The sequence below is a fragment of the Piscinibacter gummiphilus genome (assembly GCF_002116905.1).
Taxonomy (GTDB): Bacteria; Pseudomonadota; Gammaproteobacteria; order Burkholderiales; family Burkholderiaceae_C; genus Rhizobacter; species Rhizobacter gummiphilus.
Map to the genome: position 1 here is coordinate 143,586 of NZ_CP015118.1, position 19,099 is coordinate 162,684.

Here is a 19,099-nt window from a genome sequence, read left to right on the forward strand (position 1 = left end):
GCCAGCCGTGTGTGTCAGGGCGTGCAAGAGTTCGCGGAGGGCAATGGCCCGTCGACCCCGGCGCGGGGCGCCCCGGTACCATGGGCCGATGAACCCTTCGCGCTTCGATGACCTGGTCGCCGCGGCTTCCCGCGGCGATCTCCCGACGCTGCAGAACCTCCTTCGCGAATCGGGTCGGGCCGACCTCGATCGGGTCGACGGAAACGGTTGCACGGTTCTCACGGCGGCCATCCCGAGTCCCCGTGCCGGTCTCGATGTCCTGCAGTGCCTGGTGGACCATGGCGCGGACGTGAACCGCTGGGGCCTGGTCGACAGTCCGTACGGCCGCATTCGTGCCGCCCCGGCAATGGCTGCGCTGCGTCGTGGCGATCCAGCGGTGCTGCGTTGGATCATCGCTGCCGGGGCAGATCTTCGGTGGGCGGCCCAGGACGGGCACTGCACCGCACTGACCTCGGCCGTCTATGCCGGAGGGAGTCGTCTCGTCGAGCAATTGACCTTGTTGATCGCCCATGACGCTCCGCTGGACGGGGAGTCGTCGCATGGCGAGTCGGCGCTCAGCGTGGCGGCGAACCGGGGGCGATTCGATGCAGTGCATTGCCTGCTGGAGGCCGGAGCCGACCCCGCACCGCTTCGGTGGACGCCGTTGATGACGGCGGTCGCGCTCGGCACGCTCGCCGACGTGCATGCGCAGATCGACGCCGGTGCCGCCCTGGAGGTGCCGGACGCCTGGGAGCGCACGGCCTGGCACATCGCCATCCAGTCCGGAGACATCGACAAGGCGGCGCTGGTCAGGGACCGCGGATCGAACATCCACGCCCGCGGGCGATGTGGACGTCCGCCATTGTTCGATGCCGTCGAGTGTGGGCACCTGGCGATGCTGCGGTGGTTGATAGAGCTCGGTCTGGCGGTCGACGAGGCCGACGAGTTCGGAGGTCGGGCCCTGGCGCATGCGGCCGAATGCGACAACGTCGAGGCGGCAGCGTTGCTGATCGCGTCCGGGGCTGCGCTGAATCCATCCGAGGGCGGCCACCTCCACCCGCTCTACAACGCGTCGTCGCGCGCGATGGTCAACCTGTTGCTGGATGCCGGCGCGGATCCGCGGGAGTTGCGCGACGAGTCTCGCCGCTTGATGGTGGGACTGCCCGCGGAGGGCGACAGTTCGGCGCTGCATGCCGTCACGCCAGACCAGTTCGCCCAGGGCGCGAAGCGCACGTTCGGCACCACCAACCCGACCCGGGTGAACCTCCCGTTCCGCATGGCCATGGTGACGTCGGGCGTCACGGCGTATGCGGCAGGCGACTGGTTCACGGACGGAGGGTTCGACCGGGAGCCCATCTGGTGCGCGCACCGCTTCGGGACCTCGGTGTCACGGCTGGCGGACGGCAGGATCGTCTGGGTCGCGGGCGAACACGAGGACGCCTACGACCCCGACTTCTGCATCTACAACGATGTGATCGTCTTCGCACCCGACGGAGGGATCGAGATCTTCGACTACCCCGAGTCGGTGTTTCCGCCAACCGACTTCCACACGGCCACCGTGGTGGGCGATGCGATCTGGCTGATCGGCAGCCTCGGCTACCACGGCCGGCGCCAGCCGGGTCCCACGCAGGTGATGCGTCTCGACACGGTGACGATGGCCATCGAGCAGGTGAGCGCGTCGGGGCCGTCGCCAGGGTGGTTGTCGGGGCATCGCGCCCACCTGCGTTCGCCGGCTGAGATCGTGGTCAGCGAAGGCAACGTGCTGTCCGCGCGCTCGCCGGACGAACAATGGGAACCGCTGGCCCGGGTGCATGTGTTCGACACCGTGTCGTGCCGATGGCGCTTGGAGGAGGCCGGGTAGGCCCCTTTTGCCGTCAGGTCGACAGGAACGCCACCCCGAACTGCCCGCCATCGCGCTCGATGGCGATCAGGCGGTCGATGTTCGGGTGCTTGCCGGGGTTCGCTCGGGCATCGGCCGTGTGTTCGGCGTAGAGCGACAGGCCTTCGCGGGCCGCGTCGGCGTTGATGGTGCCGAAGCGCTGCGTGAGGGCGTGGTACACGGCCACCGACCCCGCCTGGCCCGGCTTGTTCTCGAGCGTGGCGACCAGCTGGCCCTTCGTGTCGAAGAGCTGCAGGCCGGTCAGGTGCGTGATGGGGGGAAGTTGCTTGAGGTTGTCGGCGAAGGCCATGGCGGGTCGGTCCGGAACGGGAAAACCGCATTTTCGGTCAGAACGCGTGGGGCATCGTCGCGTTCAGGGTGGCGGCCACCTCCTCGATCAGCTCGCCCATGTCCATCGGCTTGGCGATGTGGGTGATGAACCCGGACGCGAGCGCGCGGGCGCGGTCGTCCGGGCCGGCGAACGCGGTGAGCGCGATGGCCGGCAGGTCGCCGCCGCGGTGCGGCCCCATCGCGCGGATGCGGCGCAGCAGCGCGTGGCCGTCCTCGTCGGGCATGCCGATGTCGCTGATCAGCAGGTGGGGGCGGTGCGACTCGACCAGTTCCGCGGCTTCGGCGCCGGACCGGACGGCGTACACCGTGGCCCCGCAGGCCTCGAGTTCGTGCTGCAGCAGTTCGCAGAGGTCGGGTTCGTCGTCGACGACGAGGATGCGCATGCCCGAGAAATCGTGGCCCGTCCTTGCGCACGGGGTGTCCGCGTCGGCTTCGTGCGTTTCACCGCTGGCCTGCGCGCCCCCGTCGGCCGGGGGAAGGTGGATCTCGAACCGTGCACCCCGCCCGGGCCCGTCGCTCGCGGCCGTCACCGCGCCGCCGTGCAGCTCCACGAGGTTCTTCACGATCGCGAGGCCCAGGCCCAGGCCGCCGTGGGCCCGGGTGGACGAGGCGTCGCTCTGGCGGAAGCGGTCGAACACGAACGGCAGGAACGCGGCGGGGATGCCCTGGCCCGAGTCCTCGACCACGAGTTCGACCCGGCCGGCTTCGTGCCCGAGTGTCACCACCACGCGTCCGCCTGCGGGCGTGAACTTGAACGCGTTGGAGAGCAGGTTCCAGACGATCTGCTGCAGCCGGCTCGCGTCCCCTCGCACCATCGGCCGCAGCGGTCCGCGCCGCACGTCCACGGTCAACTGCTTGGCCTGCGCGGTGGGCTCGAGGGAGGCGAGCACCGTGTCGGTCAGCGTGGAGAGGTCGACCAGCTCCATGTCGAGGCGCAGGTTGCCGGAGATGATGCGGCTCATGTCGAGCAGGTCGTCGATCAGCCGGGACTGCGTGCGGGCATTGCGTTCGATGGTCTCGACGGCCCGCCCGTTCTCGGCCGCGGCCGAGCGGCGCAGCACGTGGGTCCAGCCGATGATGGCGGCCAGCGGCGTGCGCAGCTCGTGCGACAGCGTGGCGAGGAACTCGTCCTTCATGCGGCTCGCATGTTCGGCCTGCAGGCGGGCCGCGCGTTCGGCGGCCAGGAGGCGCTCGCGCTGCACCTCGAGCGCCTTCTGGGCGCTGATGTCGATGGTGATGCCGTCGAAGCGCACCGCGGGCCGGCCCGCCGGGCCGTGGGCCATGCCCTTGGCGCGCAGCCAGCGGCAGGCGCCGTCCGGCGATTCGGTGCGGTACTCCACGTCGTAGGGCTCGCGGTGTTCGATGGCGCGCTGGAGTTCGGCCCGCACGCGCGCCCGGTCGTCCGGGTGCACGATCGCGAAGAAGCGGTCGGCGTCGATGCGGTCGGTGCTCTCGGGGGCGAGCCAGAAATGCGCCCTGCAGGTCGGGTTCCATTCGATCTCGCCCAGGGGCAGCGGGCAGTGGAAGGTGCCCAGCTCGGCCGCGGTCAGTGCGAAGGCGAGGGCATCGGTGGCCTCGCGCGTGGCGGCCTTGGCGCGCTGCTCGGCGTCGAAGAGCAGCGCGGCCTTCGTGGCGGCGTGCTCCTGTTCCTCGAGATGCCGGCGGGTCTCGTATTGCCGGCGCCGGCCGCGCAGCGCCGATTGCGCGGCGCTCAGCAGCGTCTCGGCGTGCAGGGGCCGTTCCAGCAGCATGACGTTGCCCAGGCGGTCGAGGACGGCCTGGGCGTGCTGCGGGCGCGCACCGTGGTGCTTCGCCGCCAGCACCACGCAGGGGAAATCCGACCACGGCGACTGGGCCGCGAGCCGGCCGGACAGCATCGTGACGAACGGCGGTGTGAGTGCCTCTTCCGTGATGATCGCGAGGCCGGCGCCTTCGTCGTACGCCGCACCGAAGGCGCCGGAGGACGGCGTCTGCAGCGCGTCGAGTCCCGCCGAGGCGAGCACCTGGCACACCACCGCGGCGTCGCGGCCCCAGGGAGCGAGCACGAGGACCCGGTTCTCGTGCGATGTCACCCTGTGCCCCGGTCGAGGGGCGGCTGCAGCATCGCGGTGCCCCCGCGGTAGGTGGGCAGGCCGCTCAGGATGCTTTCGAAGTCGGCGAGCACCGCACCGACGCGCACGCCGGTCGGTCCGAGCTGGAACTCCCGGATGGCTCGCTCGTGGGGTGATACCCGACTCTTCACGCAGGTGACGGCCGAATGGATCTGCCCCTTGTTCTCGAAGAAACGGAGCGCGAGGATCACGTCGCTCAGGTAGCTCAGGTCGACATCGCTGCGCGATTCGCCGACGAGCCCGTGCTGGCCCAGCAGCACGAGCGTGGTCACACCCTGCTGGTTGAGGTAGGTCAGCAGTTCGTGCGCGTGCAGCACCATGTGCGGCTGATCCGGCATGGCCTTGATGTAGGCGTTGAAGCTGTCGATCACCACGAAGCGGCTCTTGTGCAGGCGCACGGCGTCGACCACGCGGGAGGCGAATTCGCCAGGCGACAGCGCAGCGGGGTCGACTTGCGAGAGTTGCAGCTGGCCGGATTCGAGGGCGGCGGACAGGTCGAGACCGAGCTGGCTGCTGCGGGACAGCAAGGTGGCGAGGCCTTCTTCGAAGAGGAAGTAGCTGGCCGCCTCGCCGCGCCGCAGTGCCGCCAGCATGCAGCTCACCGCGGTGGTGGTCTTCCCGATGCCCGACGGGCCGATGACCAGCGTGTTGGTGCCCGGGCACAAGCCGCCCCCGAGCAGGGCATCGAGCTCCGGCGTGCCGGTGCTGAGAGGCCGAGGATCGAAGGCCATGTGGTGTTCGGACGCGACGAGCCGCGGAAACACCTTCATGCCGCCGGTGTCCAGCGTCAGGTCGTGCGAGCCGCCCTGGAACTTCATGCCACGCATCTTGACGATGCGCAGGCTGCGGCGCTCGATGCCGAAGTCCTGCGCGTCCTGGGTCAGCGACACCACGCCGTGGGCGATGCTGTGCAGCTGCGCGTCGCCTTCCTGCGACGTCTTGTCGTCGAGCAGCAGCACCGTGCAGCGCCGGCCCGCGAAGAAGTGCTTCAGCGCGAGGATCTGCCGGCGGTAGCGCAGGGGCTCGTCCGCGAGCAGCCGCATCTCCGAGAGGCTGTCGAACACCACCCGAGTCGGGTTCATTCCTTCGACCATCTCGACCACGCGCTGGATCGTCTCGCCCAATTCGATCTCGGACGGCATCAGCACCGACTGGCGGTCCTGGGGTTCCAGCGACATTTCGCTCACGAGTTCGTGGACCTCGATGCCCTCCAGCGTCCAGCCGTGGGACGCCACCACGGTGCGGAGCTCGGCAGCCGTCTCCGACAGCGTGATGTAGAGGCCCGTCTCGCCACGGGGAACGCCCGCGCGCAGGAACTGAAGCGCCAGCGTGGTCTTGCCGGTGCCGGGTGTGCCCTCCACCACGTAGAGGCTGCCTGCGGCGAAACCACCCCCGAGGATCGCGTCGAGTCCTGAAACGCCGGTCGACACCCGTTGCGGAACATCACCCGAATACATGGCGCCCCGTCACTTCATGCGGACTTCGCCGTGTTCGCCCAGCTCCGTGGGTGGCTGGCCGGTGACCGCGGCCTTGGCCATCTTGTAGAGCTGCACGAGCTTGCTGTCCTTCACGTCCCAGTAGTTCGCGTGGGTGATGCGCACTTCGAGCAGCGCGAGGTCGGGGTCGTTGATGCCGCCGGGGAACCAGGCCTCGGTGGCCTTCGACCACAGCTGCTCCTTCTTCGCGGGGTTCTCGACCACGGCGGCGTCGCCCGAGACGGAGACGTAGCTGTCGTCGCCCGGGTCCGCGTAGGCGATGTTGACCTGGGGCTGGGTGGCGATGTCGGTGACGATCTCGCTGCGGCGCGAGACGAAGAACCACAGGCTCGACTGCTCGTCGAGTTCGGAGTTCTGCGTGGTCATCGGGCGGGAATGCAGGTGGCCGTTGCTGTGCCGGGTGGTGAACATCGCGAACTTGATGTCCTCGATCAGTTCCCACAGCAGGTCGCGGTCGTGCGTGGTCCGGGTCATGTCGATGCCTTTCGCTCTGACGTGGCGGCAGCCACGGAATGGATGTTTTCCATTCCACCAAAAGACGGGCCGCCAGGGTGTCAGGGGCAGACGGAAGGCCCTGTAGGACGCCTCCGAATCAACCCTGCCAGACGCCCCAGCCCTTCTCGCGCAGCGCGATGCCCAGCTCCACCTCCATCTCGCACGCCCCGTGGTACGGCATGGGGTTGTAGACCTCGTACAGCTGGGGCAGCAGCCGCAGGCCGTGCGCCTGCACATACCGGTTGGCCTGCACACCTGCCTTGTGGCGGTCGAAGCGGGTGTCCGGGTCGAGCCCGGTCATGCCCACGTAGACGAACGGCATGCCCAGCTGGTAGTCGGGGTTCGCACGGCGGAAGCGCGCGTGGTTCCACACCGTGTCGTCGAGTTCGACGACGTACACGTTGTAGTGGTGGCGGGGATTGCGGCGCGGCATGCGTTGCCAATTGTGACGGTTGCGAAGCCCGTGAATTGCGCCACGACCACCCCGTTGTTCATTCAAGCACGCAGGCTGACAGCCGAATAAAGTTCACCTGCAAGTTCAACAGGAAGCACCATGGACTCTGTTCAATCCGTCCTCGATTCCAACACCCTGCGCCAGCAGCTGATGTCCGACCACCCGATGCACCGCATCAAGGCGCTGCACGCGCTGGAAGTGGCCCGTGCCGCCACGCCGGAGCAGCAGGCCGCGGCCCGCTTCGCCTCGCGCGGCATCCCGTTCTACTCCGCCCAGGACCCGCACTACCGCGCCTGGGTCGACAAGGCCGTCGGCCACTGGGAACGCGTCGCCGGCCACGCCTGAGCGTTCTTACAATGGGGGTCCTTCGCAGGCCCCCATGCACGACGACATCCCTCCCGATCCCGATCCCACCGAGCGGTTCCTCGACCTGGTGGGCACGAGCCTCGCCGAGTCGCGCCTCTCGCGCCTCGTGCTGTCGAAACACCGCGGCCCGGACGACACGCTCCAGCGCGTGACCGTGCGGCCGGTGGTGCTCAAGGGTCAGCTGCACCTGTCGTTCGTCGCCAGCCACACCACCCGCGACCTCACGCAGAACCTCGCCCCCGAGGCGGGCCTCGCCCACCTGCGCGCGCTGATCGACGGGCACTTCTCGCACGTCCACCTCCTCACCACCACCGAGGAGGTGCAGCTGCTCGTGAGCCGCAAGGGCAAGCGCACGCTGCTGCGCAAGAAGCTCGCGCAGGAGGCCGCACCGGCCGCGCCCGCCGGGCACGACCGCGAGAAGCAGCGCTGGATTCCCATGGACCGCCCGTTCCTGGTGGGGCTCGGCGTCACCGACGCGGCCCACCACGTGATCCCGGCCATGTCGCGCAAGTGGAAGCAGATCAACAAGTTCGTCGAGGTGTTCGACGGTGCCGTGGCGGCCTCGCCTCTGGCGGCCACCGACCCGTCGCGCCCGCTGCACGTGGTGGACTTCGGGTCGGGCAAGGGCTACCTCACCTTCGCGGTGCACGACCACCTGCAGCGCGCGCTGGGCCGCAACGCACGGGTGACCGGCGTCGAACTGCGCCAGGAGCTGGTGTCGCTGTGCAACGGCGTGATCGACCGCCTGGGTCTGGCCGGCCTGCACTTCGACGCGGGCGACGTGCGCACGTACACGCCCCCGGCCATCGACGTGATGATCGCGCTGCACGCCTGCGACACGGCCACCGACCACGCCATCCACCTCGGGCTGCGGGCGAACGCGTCCATCATCCTGTGCTCGCCGTGCTGCCACAAGCAGATCCGCCCGCAGCTGCTGAGCCCGCACCCGCTGCGGCCCATCCTGCAGCACGGGGTGCACCTGGGGCAGGAGGCCGAGATGCTCACCGACGGGCTTCGCGCGCTGCTGCTCGAATCGGCGGGCTACGACACCCAGGTCTTCGAGTTCGTGTCGCTCGAGCACACGAACAAGAACAAGATGATCCTCGCCGTGAAGCGGGCGGCCCCGAAGCCGAACGACGAGGTGTTGGCGCAGATCCGGGAGATCAAGGCGTTCTACGGCATCCGCGAGCACGCGCTCGAGACGCTGATGAAGGCCGCCGCCGCGCCGGCCTGAGCGGCCGACTCAGCGGGACGGCACGCAGGGCGGCGGCAGCGGCGTGCCCTTGCGCGACCCGTAGCGGTGCGCGTACACCCACGTGAACTCGGCGCCCATCAGGAAGATCTGCGCCGAGTAGTACACCCACAGGAGCAGCACCGCGAGCGAACCGGCGGCCCCGAAGGCCGACGACACGCCGCTGCGCCCGATGTAGAGGCCGATCAGCATCTTGCCGATGGCGAAGAGCCCCGAGGTGACCCCCGCGCCGATCCAGACGTCGCGCCACGCGACGGCCACCCGCGGCATGAACTTGTAGATCATCGCGAACACGCAGGTGATGAACGCGAAGCTGAGCAGGAAGTTCAGGCCCTGGGCCACCATCACCCAGCCGCCGAAGGCGGGCGACCACCATTTCTCGAAGGCGGCCAGCGCCGCGCTGACGACCAGCGAGACCATCAGCAGGAAACCGAGGCCGAGGATCATGCCGAACGAGAGCAGCCGGGCGCGCAGCAGCCCGAAGAGGCCGGTGGCGCCGCGGGCGGGGGCGCGCCAGATGCGGTCGAGGGCACTCTGGAGTTCGGCGAAGACGGTGGTGGCGCCGACCAGCAGCACGCCGAGGCCGATCAGCGTGGCGAGCACGCTTTCGGCGGGTTTGTTGGCGCTCTGCAAGAGTCCCTGCACCGCCGCGGCGCCCTGTGCGCCGACCAGGTGCTCGATCTGCCCGAACACCTCGCCCCGGGCCGCTTCCTGGCCGAACACCAAGCCGGCGACCGACACCACGATCAGCACCAGGGGTGCGATCGAGAACATCGTGTAGTAGGCGAGGGCGGCCCCCATGCTGGGCGCGTAGTCGTCGCTCCAGCTGGTGACTGCGTCGCGGGCCAGCTGCCAGAGGGCGTCGAGGCGCGGGGGCAGCGTCACATCCTCTTAGGCGTGGACCGGACTCCGCAGCGGGCGAACCATGCGGGACGAGGAGGAGGGCGGGGTGCCGCGGGCGTCGGTCGCCTGGCACAGGCGGTAGGCGACGCTGGAACGGATGGCCAAGAGCACGAAAGCACGAAGCATGGATGAACCTCCTGGTGTGCAGTACAGCGTTCGGGGAAACACGGATTCGGCACGGAGTGTGAAGCTGTTGTCAGCTTAGGCAATCCGCAACAACCCGTCGGTCAGCACATGCAAGGTCCGTGCGTGGGACGGGTCTGACACCGAAAACCGCAGCAAACCCGCGCCAGGGCTCACTGCGCGGGGTGGCCGCCCCGCATCTTCTGCACCACCGACTCCACTTCCTGGAGAAACGCCTCGTAACGAATCGGCTTCGTGATGTACGCGTCGCAGCCCGCCTCGCGCATGATCTCGGCGTCGCCCTTCATCGCGAAGGCGGTGAGCGCGATGATCGGGATGTCGCAGGTGCGGCTGTCTTCCCGCAGCAGCCGGGTGGCTTCCAGGCCGTCCATGTCGGGCAGCTGGATGTCCATCAGGATCAGGTCGGGCTGGCGGGTGCGGGCGAGGGACAGGCCCTCGGCGGCCGTTTCCGCCTCCAAGGGCTCGTGGCCCGCGCGCTTCAGGATGGCCACGGTCAGCACCATGTTCACCGGGTTGTCCTCGACGATCAGGATGCGGAGCATCGTGCGGTCTCGTGCAGGTGGAGGGGCGGGGCTGTCATGGGCATCGAGGGGCGGGGCCGGCCCGGAACTCCGGCCACCGTATCGCCATTAGCGCAAATCTCGGGCGCCGTGGCATCTGTCAGCCCTTACAGTTGACCGTCCGGGATGCGCGCCATGAAGGTGTGCGCCCGCTTACGCAAAATGATCCGGGGAGAAGCACGTTGATGAACCTCCGACTCGTCCTGTTCGAGTGGGCGGCCGGCCGGGGGCTGGACGCCCGGGCCAGCCGCCGTCTGCAGCACCTTGCGGGATTCGGGGCCGAGCCGGGCGGGTTGGGCCCCGGCCTGGCCCGCGGCTTCGCGGTGCTGGCCGCGGCGCTCGCGGGGTTCGCGCTCGTGATGTGGGTGGCGGCCAACTGGGACACCTTCGGGCGGGGCGGCCGGTTCGCCCTCGCCCAGGGGGCGCTGGCCGTGCTGGGCCTCGGGGCCTGGGCGTGGCCCGCGGCCCGGGCGCCGCTCGGCCTCGCCGCGCTGTTCGCCATCGGCGCGCTGTTCGCGCTGTTCGGCCAGACCTACCAGACCGGCGCCGACCCGTGGCAGCTGTTCGCGCTGTGGGCGCTGCTCGCGCTGCCGCTGTGTTTCGGCGTGCGCAGCGACGTGGTGTGGACGCCCTGGGTGGTGGTCGCGATGGCCGGCGTGTCGCTGTGGGCCTCCGCCCACACCGGGCAGCGTGTCTGGCGCGGCCTCGATGGCGCGGGCACCACGGTGCACCTCGCCGCCTGGGCGATGTCGCTGCTGCTGGTGCTGGCCATCGGGCCCGCGTGGCGCGGCCGCACCGGGGCGGGACCGTGGGCGCTGCGCACGGCGATCACGCTCGCGGCCTTCGGCATCACCCTGTCCGCGCTGATCGGCCTGTTCGGCGACGACGTCGACCCGCTGTACCCGCTGGGCCTGCTGCTCGCCGGGGGGGCGGTCTGGGGGCTGTCGCAGCGGGTCGCCTTCGACGTCTATGCGCTGAGCGCGGTGGTGCTGGCGTTCGACGCGCTGCTGGTCTGTGGCCTCGGACGGCTGCTGTTCGACGGCGCGGACGCGGAACCGATCTCGGCGTCGCTGCTCCTGAGCGTGGCGGCGGCCGGCCTGCTGGCCGTGTCGGTGCGCTGGGTGATGCGGGTGTTCCACCGCCTGGGGGCGGTGCGATGAGCCGGCTGTCTGCCGTGATCGCCGCCGCGGCCGCCGAAGGCCTCGTCACGGACACCGCGCCGCCCCAGGTGAACGAGCGGCCCTGGCCGGTGGTGCTGCTCACCGCGTTCGGCGCGTGGTTCGCGGCCGTGCCGCTGTGCCTGTTCCTGGGGCTGCTGCTCGATGTGCCGCTGCGTTCCGGGGCGGGGTTGTACGTGGTGGGCGGCGTGAGCCTCGTGGGGGCGGTGGCCGTGCTGCGTTCGAAGCGGGTGGCGCTGTTCCTGGAACAGCTGGCCGTGCCGTGGCTGCTGGCCGGCGGGTCGCTCCTGTCGCTCGGCCTGGTCCGCGACCTGCCGTTCCGCGGCGCGATGGCGGTCCTCGCCTTGCTGTCCGTGGCGGTGGCCGTCGCGGTGCCGCGGGCCTGGCTGCGGGCGTGCCTCGGCGCGGCCACGGCCGTGTTCATCGGCCTGGCGCTGGCCGCGGAAGGCGGGGCCGTGGGCGGGTGGTGGACGCTGCAGGCGCTGCTGGCCGTGGCCCTGTTCGTGGTCGCGCTGGAAGACCGCCTGCGGCCGGCCGCGGCCGCGGCGCTGGAGGCCGCGCTGCCCGGCTGGCTCGCCGCGACCCTCGCGGGCCTGGCGGTGTGGAGCGGCTGGACCTTCATGGCCGGCAGCGTGATGCCGGGGGTCGCCGGCGGGACGCTCGCCCGCGCCGACACGCTGCTGCAGGGCCTGTCGGCGGTGTTCGCCGTGGCGGCCGTGGGGCTCGTCGCGCGCCGGTGGCCCGCAGTGCGCCGGCCCGCCCTCGCGGTCGCGGCCGCCGCGATCGTGGGGCTCGCCGGCACGATGGCCGCGCTCGGCAGCGTGCTGCTCGCCGTGGCGGCGTGTGCCGTGACGGGCCGCTGGCGGCTGCTGGGCCTCGCGGCGTTGGCCGCGGCGTGGATCATCGGGGCCTTCTACTACCAGCTCGACTGGGGTCTGGCGGACAAGGCGCTGTTGCTCGCCGCCGCCGCAGCGGTCTTCGGCGGCGTGGCCTGGCGCCTGGGGGTTCCCGGGCTCGCCCGCCGCACGCCGGCCGGCACGCCGCCGCGCCGCTTCGGCCTGCCGGCGGTGCTGGTGCTGGTGACCGTGGGGCTGTCGCTCGCCGTGGTCAACGTCGGCATCGCCCGCAAGGAGGCGGTGATCGCCCATGGCCGCACCGTGCTGGTCGAACTCGCGCCGGTGGATCCGCGATCGCTGATGCAGGGCGACTACATGCGCCTGAACTTCCGGTTGCCGGCCGTGCCCGTAGAGCCCGGCCCGGGCGACCTGCCGCCGCACGTGGTGATGCAGGTGGACGAGCGCGGCGTGGCCACGCCACTGCGAATCGAGCTGGCCGGCGAGGAGGCTCCGGTGCTGTCCCCGTCGGACGTGCGCATCGCGCTGGTCCCGAAGGACGGCCGCTGGGTGCTGGTCACCGACGCCTGGTTCTTCAAGGAAGGCCATGCGGAGCGCTTTGCCACCGCGAAGTATGGAGAATTCAGGGTCACCGCCGACGGCGAGGCCCTCCTCGTCGGCCTCAGGGACGCCCGGCTGTCCCCCATCTCCCCATAAGGTCCCCGCATGTCCGCCACGCTCGACTCCCTGATCGACCAGCTCGTTGCCGCCCGCCGCGAGCGCCGCACCGTCGACGCCACCCCGTTCGAGCCCGTCATCCGCAACGCCGACGACGCCTACCTCGTGCAGGCCGCGCTCGCCAACGAGTTCGACTGGTTCGGCGAAGAAGTGCCGGGCTACTGGAAGTCGGGTGGCCCGTCGCGCACGGCCACGCTGGGCCATTCGGCCCTGCCGCCGGCCGGCGTCTGGCGCAGCCCCGCCACGCTCGGCGACTGGCCGTTCGCCCTCGGCGGGATCGAGGCCGAGGTGGCCCTGCGCGTCGGGGTCGACGTGGACGCCGACCGTGCCGCCGACCTGGACGTCGACAGCGCCTCCGGCCTGATCGACGCGATGACCGTGTCCATCGAACTCGTCGATTCGCGCTGGACGCAGGGCTTCAAGGCGCCGAGCCTGCTGCGCCTGGCCGATCTGCAGCTGCACGCCGCCCTGGTGCTGGGCGACTGGGTGCCGTACGTGCGGCGCGACTGGTCCGCCCAGCGGTGCCGCGTCACCCTCGGGACCCGCGGCACGTCCGAGTTCACCGGCTCGCACGCCCTGGGCGACCCGGCCTGGGTGCTGCCCGAGTGGCTGCGCCACGCCACGGCCGACGGCCGCGTGGTGCCCGCCGGCACGGTGGTCACCACCGGCACCTGGTGCGGGCTGCTGATCGCCCAGCCGGGGGACCTCGTGTCGGTCGAGTTCGACGGCATCGGCCAGGCGTCCGTGCAGGTCTAGGAGTCTGGGCGGCAGAGAGAAGGGCTCGCGCCTAGGGGGTGTATGCATATGCCGGGATGTGCTTTGTGCGCATCCCGCGCATCGGCGACACTGTCGAATCCCTCGGCTCTGTGGGCCCGTTGGCCGGGCGCGGCCTGTCCACCGGTTATGCTCGCGGGTTGGCCTTCGCGCCAAAGCCTCCTGTTCCCTTGCCACGACCCATGAGCAATTTCTACGAAGCCAAAGTCCTGACGGTCCACCACTGGACCGACCGGCAGTTCTCGTTCACGACCACCCGCGACCCGGGCTTTCGCTTCCAGAGCGGCCAGTTCACCATGATCGGCCTCAACGTCGACGGCAAGCCGCTGCTGCGCGCGTACAGCGTCGTCAGCCCGCACTGGCACGAGGAACTCGAATTCCTGAGCATCAAGGTGCCCGACGGCCCGCTCACGTCGCGCCTGCAGCACCTGAAGGTCGGCGACACGGTGCTGATCGGCCGCAAGGCCTCGGGCACGCTGCTCACGCAGAACCTGCTGCCCGGCAAGAACCTGTGGCTGCTGTCCACCGGCACGGGCCTCGCGCCCTTCATGGCGATGATCCGCGACCCCGAGGTGTACGAGCTCTACGAGAAGGTCATCCTCGTGCACGGCTGCCGCCAGGTCGCCGAGCTGGCCTACGACAAGGTCATCGAGGACGAACTGCCCGCCAACGAGTTCTTCGGCGAGCAGGTCACCGAGAAGCTGCTGTACTACCCCACGGTCACGCGCGAGGAGTTCCGCAACCAGGGCCGCATCCCCGTGCTGCTCGAGTCGGGCAAGCTCGCGGCCGACCTTGGCCTGCCGCCCGTCAGCCTCGAGAACGACCGCTTCATGCTGTGCGGCAGCCCCGAGATGCTGCGCGACAGCAAGACGATCTTCGAGAAGCTCGGCATGAAGGAAGGCAACATGAGCACGCCGGGTCACTACGTGATCGAGCGGGCGTTCGTGGACAAATGATCTTCTGACGCACAGCAAAAAGGGCGCCCTGCGAGGGCGCCCTTTTTCATGGGTCACGCGGACGTCACTGCGCCTTCGGCTCCGTCCAGCCCCCACCCAGCGCCTTGTAGAGCGCAACGCGGTTCTGCACCTGCGCCGTCTGCACCTGCACCAGCGCGAGCTGGGCCGTGTAGAGCGAGCGCTGCGCGTCCAGCACGTCGAGGTAGCTCGACGCGCCGTTGCGGTAGCGCAGGTCGGCGAGCTTGAAGCGCGCTTCCTCCGACGCCGTGGCGGCTGCGGTGGCGCGGGCCTGCTCGTCGAGGTTGGCGCGGCCGGCGAGGGCATCCGCCACTTCACGGAAGGCCGTCTGGATGGCCTTCTCGTACTGCGCCACGGCGATCTCGCGGTTCACCTTCGCCACGTCGAGGTTGGCCTGGTTGCGGCCCGCATCGAAGATCGGCAGCGTGATCGACGGCGTGAACGACCAGACGCCGGTGCCGCTCTTGAACAGCCCCGACAGCTCGGTGCTGGCGGTGCCGCCGTTGGCGGTCAGCGTGATGCGCGGGAAGAACGCCGCGCGGGCCGCGCCGATGTTGGCGTTGGCCGCGATCAGCTGCTGCTCGGCCTGGCGCACGTCGGGCCGGCGCGCGAGCACCTCCGACGGCACGCCGGCGGGCAGCTCGGCCACGAGGCCCTGGCCGGTCAGTTCGAGGCCGCCCGGCAGGTCCGACGGCACGCCCTGGCCCAGCAGCAGCGCCAGCGCGTTCTCGTCCTGCGCGCGCAGGCGGGTCTGCAGCGCGTGGGACGCCCGCGCGTTCTCGAGCAGCGACTCGCTCTGGCGGAAGTCGAGCTCCGACGCCGCGCCGTTGTCGAACTTGAGCTTCGTCAGCTTGAACGAGTCTTCCCGCGTGGTGAGCGTCTCGCGCGTGACCTTCAGGGCCGCCTCGTCGCCGAGCATCGTGTAGTACAGCTGGGCCACCTGCGAGATCAGGCTCATCTGCACCGACTTGCGGGCTTCCTCGGTGCCGAGGTAGTTCGCGAGGGCCACATCGCTCAGGCTGCGCACGCGGCCCCACAGGTCCAGCTCGTAGCCGGACACCGAGGCGCCCACGGTGTAGAGCTCCTTCACGTCGTAGTTCTGCCGCTGCAGGTTCATGCCGACGTTGACCGTCGGGAACAGGTCCGCGCGGCGGATCTGGTAGGTGGCGCGTGCCGCCTCGATGTTGAGCACCGCGACCCGCAGGTCGCGGTTGTTCTTCAGCGCGATGTCGATCAGCTGCTTGAGCCGCGCATCGGCGAAGTACGCCTGCCAGTCGATGTCGGTGGCGGGTGCCGAGGGGACACCGCTGGCGGCGGCATCGGGGAACGCCGCAGCCACCGGGGCGGCGGGGCGTTCGTACTTCGGGGCCATGGACGTGCACGCGCCGAGGAAGGCGAGGGCGGCCGTGGCGACCGCGGTGTTCATCAGACGCCGCTTACTCATGCGAGCCTCCTTGGGGCAGCGCCGGGGCGCTGCCATCGTCGATTTCATGGGCGTACTTCTTCCGCTGGCGTTCGCTGCCCTTGAAGATGCTGCGCACCACCACGAAGAAGATGGGAACGAAGAGCACCGCGAGGACCGTGGCCGTGACCATGCCGCCGAGCACGCCGGTGCCGATGGCGCGCTGGCCGGCCGAACCGGCGCCGCTGGCGATGGCCAGGGGCAGCACGCCCAGCATGAAGGCGAGCGAGGTCATGATGATCGGGCGGAAGCGCAGGTGCGCCGCCTCGAGCGTGGCCTCGATCAGGCCCTTGCCCTGCGCGTGCAGGTCCTTCGCGAACTCGATGATCAGCACCGCGTTCTTCGCGGACAGGCCGATGATGGTGATCAGGCCCACCTTGAAGTACACGTCGTTCGACATCCCGAACAGGGTGCCGCCGAGCAGCACGCCCAGCACGCCGAGCGGCACCACCAGGATCACCGCGAGCGGGATGGACCAGCTCTCGTACAGCGCGGCCAGGCACAGGAACACGGCCATCAGCGAGAACGCGAACAGCACGACCGCGGTGGAGCCCGAGAGCTTCTCCTCGCGCGACAGGCCCGTCCACTCGAAGCCGAAGCCCGGGGGCAGCTGCGCGGCGAGCTTTTCCATCTCGGTCATCGCGTCGCCCGAGCTGTAGCCCTTCGCGGCTTCACCGGTGATGCGCATCGTGGGGTAGCCGTTGTAGCGGATGGTCTGCATCGGGCCCGTGATCCACTTGGTGGTGGCGAACGCCGACAGCGGCACCGGCTGGCCCTTCGCGTTGACCGCGTTGATGCGCAGCAGGTCGTCCGGCTGCATGCGGGTGGGCGCGTCGGCCTGCACCACGACACGCTGCAGGCGTCCGGCGTTCGGGAAGTCGTTCACGTAGATCGAGCCCAGCGCCGTCGAGATGGCCGAGTTGATCGAGTCGAACGGCACGCCGAGCGCGTTGGCCTTCTGGCGGTCGATGTCGAGCTGCAGCTGCGGCGCGTCTTCGAGGCCGTCCGGACGGACACCCGTCAGGACGGGGCTCTTCGAGGCCATGCCGAGCAGCTGGTTGCGGGCGGCCAGCAGCGCGTCGTGGCCGAGGCTGCCGCGGTCCTGCAGGCGGAAGTTGAAGCCGGAGCCGGTGCCCAGTTCGGGGATCGGCGGCGGGCTCAGGGGGTAGATGAACGCGTCCTTCACGCCCATCAGCGCGCCGAATGCGCGGCCGGCGATGGCGGAGGCCTGGTGTTCGGCGCCCTTGCGCTCGTCCCAGTCCTTCAGCGTGATGAACGCGAGCGCGGCGTTCTGGCCCGTGCCCGAGAAGCTGAAGCCCAGCACGCTGACCATGCTCTGCACTTCGGGCTGCTTCAGGATGTAGCCCTCGACCTGCTTCATCACGTCGAGCGTGCGGTTCTGCGTGGCGCCCGGGGGCAGCTGCACGTTCACGAGCATCGTGCCCTGGTCTTCCTGCGGCAGGAACGACGTGGGAAGGCGCTGGATCAGCAGCACCACGACGCCGATGATGGCCGCGTAGATGATCAGGTAGCGCGCCGCCTTGCGCAGCAGCTTGGCGATGAAGCTCTCGTAGCCCTTGGCCGTGCGCGAGAAGCCACGGTTGAACCAGCCGAAGAAGCCGGTCTTCTCGTGGTGGTGACCGGCCTCGACCGGCTTGAGCAGCGTGGCGCACAGCGCGGGCGTCAGCGACAGCGCCATGAACGCGGAGAACAGGATGGACGTCACCATCACCGCCGAGAACTGGCGGTAGATGTTGCCCACCGCACCCGCGAAGAACGCGAGCGGCACGAACACCGAGACCAGCACCACGGTGATGCCGATGATGGCGCCGGAGATCTGGCCCATGGCCTTGCGCGTGGCGGCCAGCGGCGACAACCCTTCCTCGCTCATGATGCGTTCGACGTTCTCGACGACCACGATCGCGTCGTCCACCACGATGCCGATCACGAGCACCATGCCGAACATCGTCAGCACGTTGATCGAGAAGCCGAGGGCCAGCAGCACCGAGAACGTGCCGAGCAGCGTCACCGGGACGACGATGGTCGGGATCAGGGTGTAGCGGATGTTCTGCAGGAACAGGTACATCACGAGGAACACCAGCACCACGGCCTCGATCAGCGTCTCGACCACCTGCTTGATGGAGATGTCGACGAAGCGCGAGCTGTCGTACGGGATCGTGTACTTCACGCCCTGCGGGAAGTATTTCTGCAGTTCGTCGAGCCGCGCGCGCACCGCCTTGGCCGTGGCCATGGCGTTGCCGGTCGGGGCGAGCTGCACGCCGATGCCGGTGGACGGTTCGCCGTTCAGGCGCGCCGACGTGGCGTAGGCCTGGGCACCGAGTTCGACGCGGGCGACGTCCTTGATCTTCACGGTGGAGCCGTCGGCGTTCGCGCGCACGATGATCTCGTTGAACTGCTCGACGTTGCTCAGCTGGCCTTTCACGACCACCGTCGCGAAGATCGCCTGGTCCTTCGTGTTCGGCAGGTCGCCGATGGTGCCGGACGACACCTGGGCGTTCTGCGCGCGGATCGCGTTGGTCACGTCGGCCGACGACAGGCTGTAGCCGACGAGCTTGGCCGGGTCGATCCACACGCGCATCGCGCGTTCGGTGCCGAACAGCTGGGCCTGGCCGACGCCGGCCACCCGCTGGATCTCGGGCAGCACGTTGCGCGAGGCGTAGTCACCGAGGGCGATCGGGTCGTACGCCGGGTTCTCCGACGACAGGATCGCGAACAGCAGGAAGTTGGCGCGCGACTTGTCGACGCGCACGCCCTGCTGCGTCACGGCCGCGGGCAGGCGGGGCGTGGCGCGGCCGAGGCGGTTCTGCACGTCCACCTGGGCGAGGTCCGGATTCGTGCCGGGCTGGAAGCTGAGCGTGATCGAGCCGGTGCCGTCCGCCTGCGCGACCGACTCCATGTAGATCAGGCCCGGCGAACCGTTCATCTCGCGTTCGATGACGCTCAGCACCGCGTCCTCGAGCGTCTGGGCGGACGCGCCGGGGTAGGCGGTGGAGACGACGATCGACGGCGGGGCGACGGGCGGGTACTGGGCGATCGGCAGCTGCGTGATCGAGACGCCACCCAGCACGAGGATGAACAGCGCGATCACCCACGCGAAGATCGGGCGGTCGATGAAAAACTTGGCCATGG

General features: G+C 69.8%; 16 protein-coding genes. 7 read left to right on the forward strand and 9 right to left on the reverse strand.

What is annotated here, in order from left to right; translation table 11 throughout:
* The first annotated feature begins 88 nt into the window (after positions 1 to 88).
* Positions 89 to 1,840, forward strand: coding sequence for an ankyrin repeat domain-containing protein (locus A4W93_RS00630; protein ID WP_169726490.1), 1,752 nt, complete (start codon positions 89 to 91; stop codon positions 1,838 to 1,840).
* A 13-nt stretch (positions 1,841 to 1,853) separates the two neighbouring features.
* On the opposite strand, the gene A4W93_RS00635 is transcribed toward A4W93_RS00630, so the two are convergent.
* The 5 genes from A4W93_RS00635 to A4W93_RS00650 form a co-directional block, all read right to left on the reverse strand.
* Entirely contained in the window at positions 1,854 to 2,168 is a 315-nt protein-coding gene (locus A4W93_RS00635) for a DUF2322 family protein (RefSeq protein WP_085748771.1), read from the reverse strand.
* Between the two features lie 37 nt (positions 2,169 to 2,205).
* The gene (locus A4W93_RS00640) at positions 2,206 to 4,254 is read right to left on the reverse strand and encodes a PAS domain-containing hybrid sensor histidine kinase/response regulator (protein WP_157131555.1); all 2,049 of its coding nucleotides are present in this window, start codon (positions 4,252 to 4,254) and stop codon (positions 2,206 to 2,208) included.
* A gap of 23 nt (positions 4,255 to 4,277) precedes the next feature.
* Entirely contained in the window at positions 4,278 to 5,777 is a 1,500-nt protein-coding gene (locus A4W93_RS00645; protein WP_099959831.1) for an ATPase domain-containing protein, read from the reverse strand.
* Positions 5,778 to 5,786: 9 nt separating this feature from the next.
* Positions 5,787 to 6,290 (reverse strand): pyridoxamine 5'-phosphate oxidase family protein, encoded by a 504-nt coding sequence (locus A4W93_RS29390; RefSeq protein ID WP_099959832.1) that lies wholly within the window; start codon positions 6,288 to 6,290, stop codon positions 5,787 to 5,789.
* A 118-nt stretch (positions 6,291 to 6,408) separates the two neighbouring features.
* Positions 6,409 to 6,744 carry a hypothetical protein gene (locus A4W93_RS00650; protein ID WP_085748773.1) on the reverse strand — a complete coding sequence of 112 codons (336 nt, stop codon included), beginning with the start codon at positions 6,742 to 6,744 and terminating at the stop codon, positions 6,409 to 6,411.
* Positions 6,745 to 6,864: 120 nt separating this feature from the next.
* On the opposite strand from A4W93_RS00650, the gene A4W93_RS00655 reads away from it, so the two are divergent.
* The gene (locus A4W93_RS00655) at positions 6,865 to 7,110 is read left to right on the forward strand and encodes a hypothetical protein (RefSeq protein ID WP_085748774.1); all 246 of its coding nucleotides are present in this window, start codon (positions 6,865 to 6,867) and stop codon (positions 7,108 to 7,110) included.
* 34 nt (positions 7,111 to 7,144) lie between these two features.
* The gene (locus A4W93_RS00660) at positions 7,145 to 8,365 is read left to right on the forward strand and encodes a class I SAM-dependent methyltransferase (RefSeq protein WP_085748775.1); all 1,221 of its coding nucleotides are present in this window, start codon (positions 7,145 to 7,147) and stop codon (positions 8,363 to 8,365) included.
* Between the two features lie 9 nt (positions 8,366 to 8,374).
* Here the strand turns inward: A4W93_RS00660 and A4W93_RS00665 are convergent, their stop codons facing one another.
* Positions 8,375 to 9,262: a YihY/virulence factor BrkB family protein gene (locus A4W93_RS00665; protein WP_085753990.1), complete on the reverse strand. Its 888-nt coding sequence runs from the start codon at positions 9,260 to 9,262 to the stop codon at positions 8,375 to 8,377.
* Positions 9,263 to 9,582: 320 nt separating this feature from the next.
* Positions 9,583 to 9,972 carry a response regulator gene (locus A4W93_RS00670; protein WP_085748776.1) on the reverse strand — a complete coding sequence of 130 codons (390 nt, stop codon included), beginning with the start codon at positions 9,970 to 9,972 and terminating at the stop codon, positions 9,583 to 9,585.
* A gap of 203 nt (positions 9,973 to 10,175) precedes the next feature.
* Between A4W93_RS00670 and A4W93_RS00675 the strand changes: the two genes are divergently transcribed.
* The 4 genes from A4W93_RS00675 (at position 10,176) to A4W93_RS00690 (ending at position 14,469) form a co-directional block, all read left to right on the forward strand.
* Positions 10,176 to 11,150: a DUF2157 domain-containing protein gene (locus tag A4W93_RS00675; protein WP_085748777.1), complete on the forward strand. Its 975-nt coding sequence runs from the start codon at positions 10,176 to 10,178 to the stop codon at positions 11,148 to 11,150.
* The gene (locus tag A4W93_RS00680; protein ID WP_085748778.1) at positions 11,147 to 12,718 is read left to right on the forward strand and encodes a GDYXXLXY domain-containing protein; all 1,572 of its coding nucleotides are present in this window, start codon (positions 11,147 to 11,149) and stop codon (positions 12,716 to 12,718) included. Before A4W93_RS00675 ends, A4W93_RS00680 begins: the two co-directional genes overlap by 4 nt.
* Positions 12,719 to 12,727: 9 nt before the next feature.
* Positions 12,728 to 13,495 carry a fumarylacetoacetate hydrolase family protein gene (locus A4W93_RS00685; RefSeq protein ID WP_085748779.1) on the forward strand — a complete coding sequence of 256 codons (768 nt, stop codon included), beginning with the start codon at positions 12,728 to 12,730 and terminating at the stop codon, positions 13,493 to 13,495.
* 200 nt (positions 13,496 to 13,695) lie between these two features.
* Positions 13,696 to 14,469: a ferredoxin--NADP reductase gene (locus A4W93_RS00690; RefSeq protein WP_085748780.1), complete on the forward strand. Its 774-nt coding sequence runs from the start codon at positions 13,696 to 13,698 to the stop codon at positions 14,467 to 14,469.
* A 64-nt stretch (positions 14,470 to 14,533) separates the two neighbouring features.
* Here A4W93_RS00690 and A4W93_RS00695 read toward each other — a convergent pair whose 3' ends face one another.
* Together A4W93_RS00695 and A4W93_RS00700 are read right to left on the reverse strand one after the other, a co-directional pair.
* Positions 14,534 to 15,931, reverse strand: a complete 1,398-nt coding sequence (locus A4W93_RS00695) for an efflux transporter outer membrane subunit (protein WP_085748781.1) — start codon at positions 15,929 to 15,931, stop codon at positions 14,534 to 14,536.
* Entirely contained in the window at positions 15,924 to 19,097 is a 3,174-nt protein-coding gene (locus A4W93_RS00700) for an efflux RND transporter permease subunit (RefSeq protein ID WP_085748782.1), read from the reverse strand. Before A4W93_RS00700 ends, A4W93_RS00695 begins: the two co-directional genes overlap by 8 nt.
* Positions 19,098 to 19,099 lie beyond the last annotated feature (2 nt).

Bases quoted from the DNA above. Each gene is read 5' to 3' on its own strand.
- A4W93_RS00700 (WP_085748782.1), bottom strand. From the start codon at position 19,097: ATGGCCAAGTTTTTCATCGACCGCCCGATCTTCGCGTGGGTGATCGCG.
- A4W93_RS00660 (WP_085748775.1), top strand. From the start codon at position 7,145: ATGCACGACGACATCCCTCCCGATCCCGATCCCACCGAGCGGTTCCTC.
- A4W93_RS00690 (WP_085748780.1), top strand. From the start codon at position 13,696: ATGAGCAATTTCTACGAAGCCAAAGTCCTGACGGTCCACCACTGGACC.
- A4W93_RS00670 (WP_085748776.1), bottom strand. From the start codon at position 9,972: ATGCTCCGCATCCTGATCGTCGAGGACAACCCGGTGAACATGGTGCTG.
- A4W93_RS00645 (WP_099959831.1), bottom strand. From the start codon at position 5,777: ATGTATTCGGGTGATGTTCCGCAACGGGTGTCGACCGGCGTTTCAGGA.
- A4W93_RS00685 (WP_085748779.1), top strand. From the start codon at position 12,728: ATGTCCGCCACGCTCGACTCCCTGATCGACCAGCTCGTTGCCGCCCGC.
- A4W93_RS00675 (WP_085748777.1), top strand. From the start codon at position 10,176: ATGAACCTCCGACTCGTCCTGTTCGAGTGGGCGGCCGGCCGGGGGCTG.
- A4W93_RS00680 (WP_085748778.1), top strand. From the start codon at position 11,147: ATGAGCCGGCTGTCTGCCGTGATCGCCGCCGCGGCCGCCGAAGGCCTC.
- A4W93_RS00635 (WP_085748771.1), bottom strand. From the start codon at position 2,168: ATGGCCTTCGCCGACAACCTCAAGCAACTTCCCCCCATCACGCACCTG.
- A4W93_RS00650 (WP_085748773.1), bottom strand. From the start codon at position 6,744: ATGCCGCGCCGCAATCCCCGCCACCACTACAACGTGTACGTCGTCGAA.
- A4W93_RS00655 (WP_085748774.1), top strand. From the start codon at position 6,865: ATGGACTCTGTTCAATCCGTCCTCGATTCCAACACCCTGCGCCAGCAG.
- A4W93_RS00630 (WP_169726490.1), top strand. From the start codon at position 89: ATGAACCCTTCGCGCTTCGATGACCTGGTCGCCGCGGCTTCCCGCGGC.
- A4W93_RS29390 (WP_099959832.1), bottom strand. From the start codon at position 6,290: ATGACCCGGACCACGCACGACCGCGACCTGCTGTGGGAACTGATCGAG.
- A4W93_RS00695 (WP_085748781.1), bottom strand. From the start codon at position 15,931: ATGAGTAAGCGGCGTCTGATGAACACCGCGGTCGCCACGGCCGCCCTC.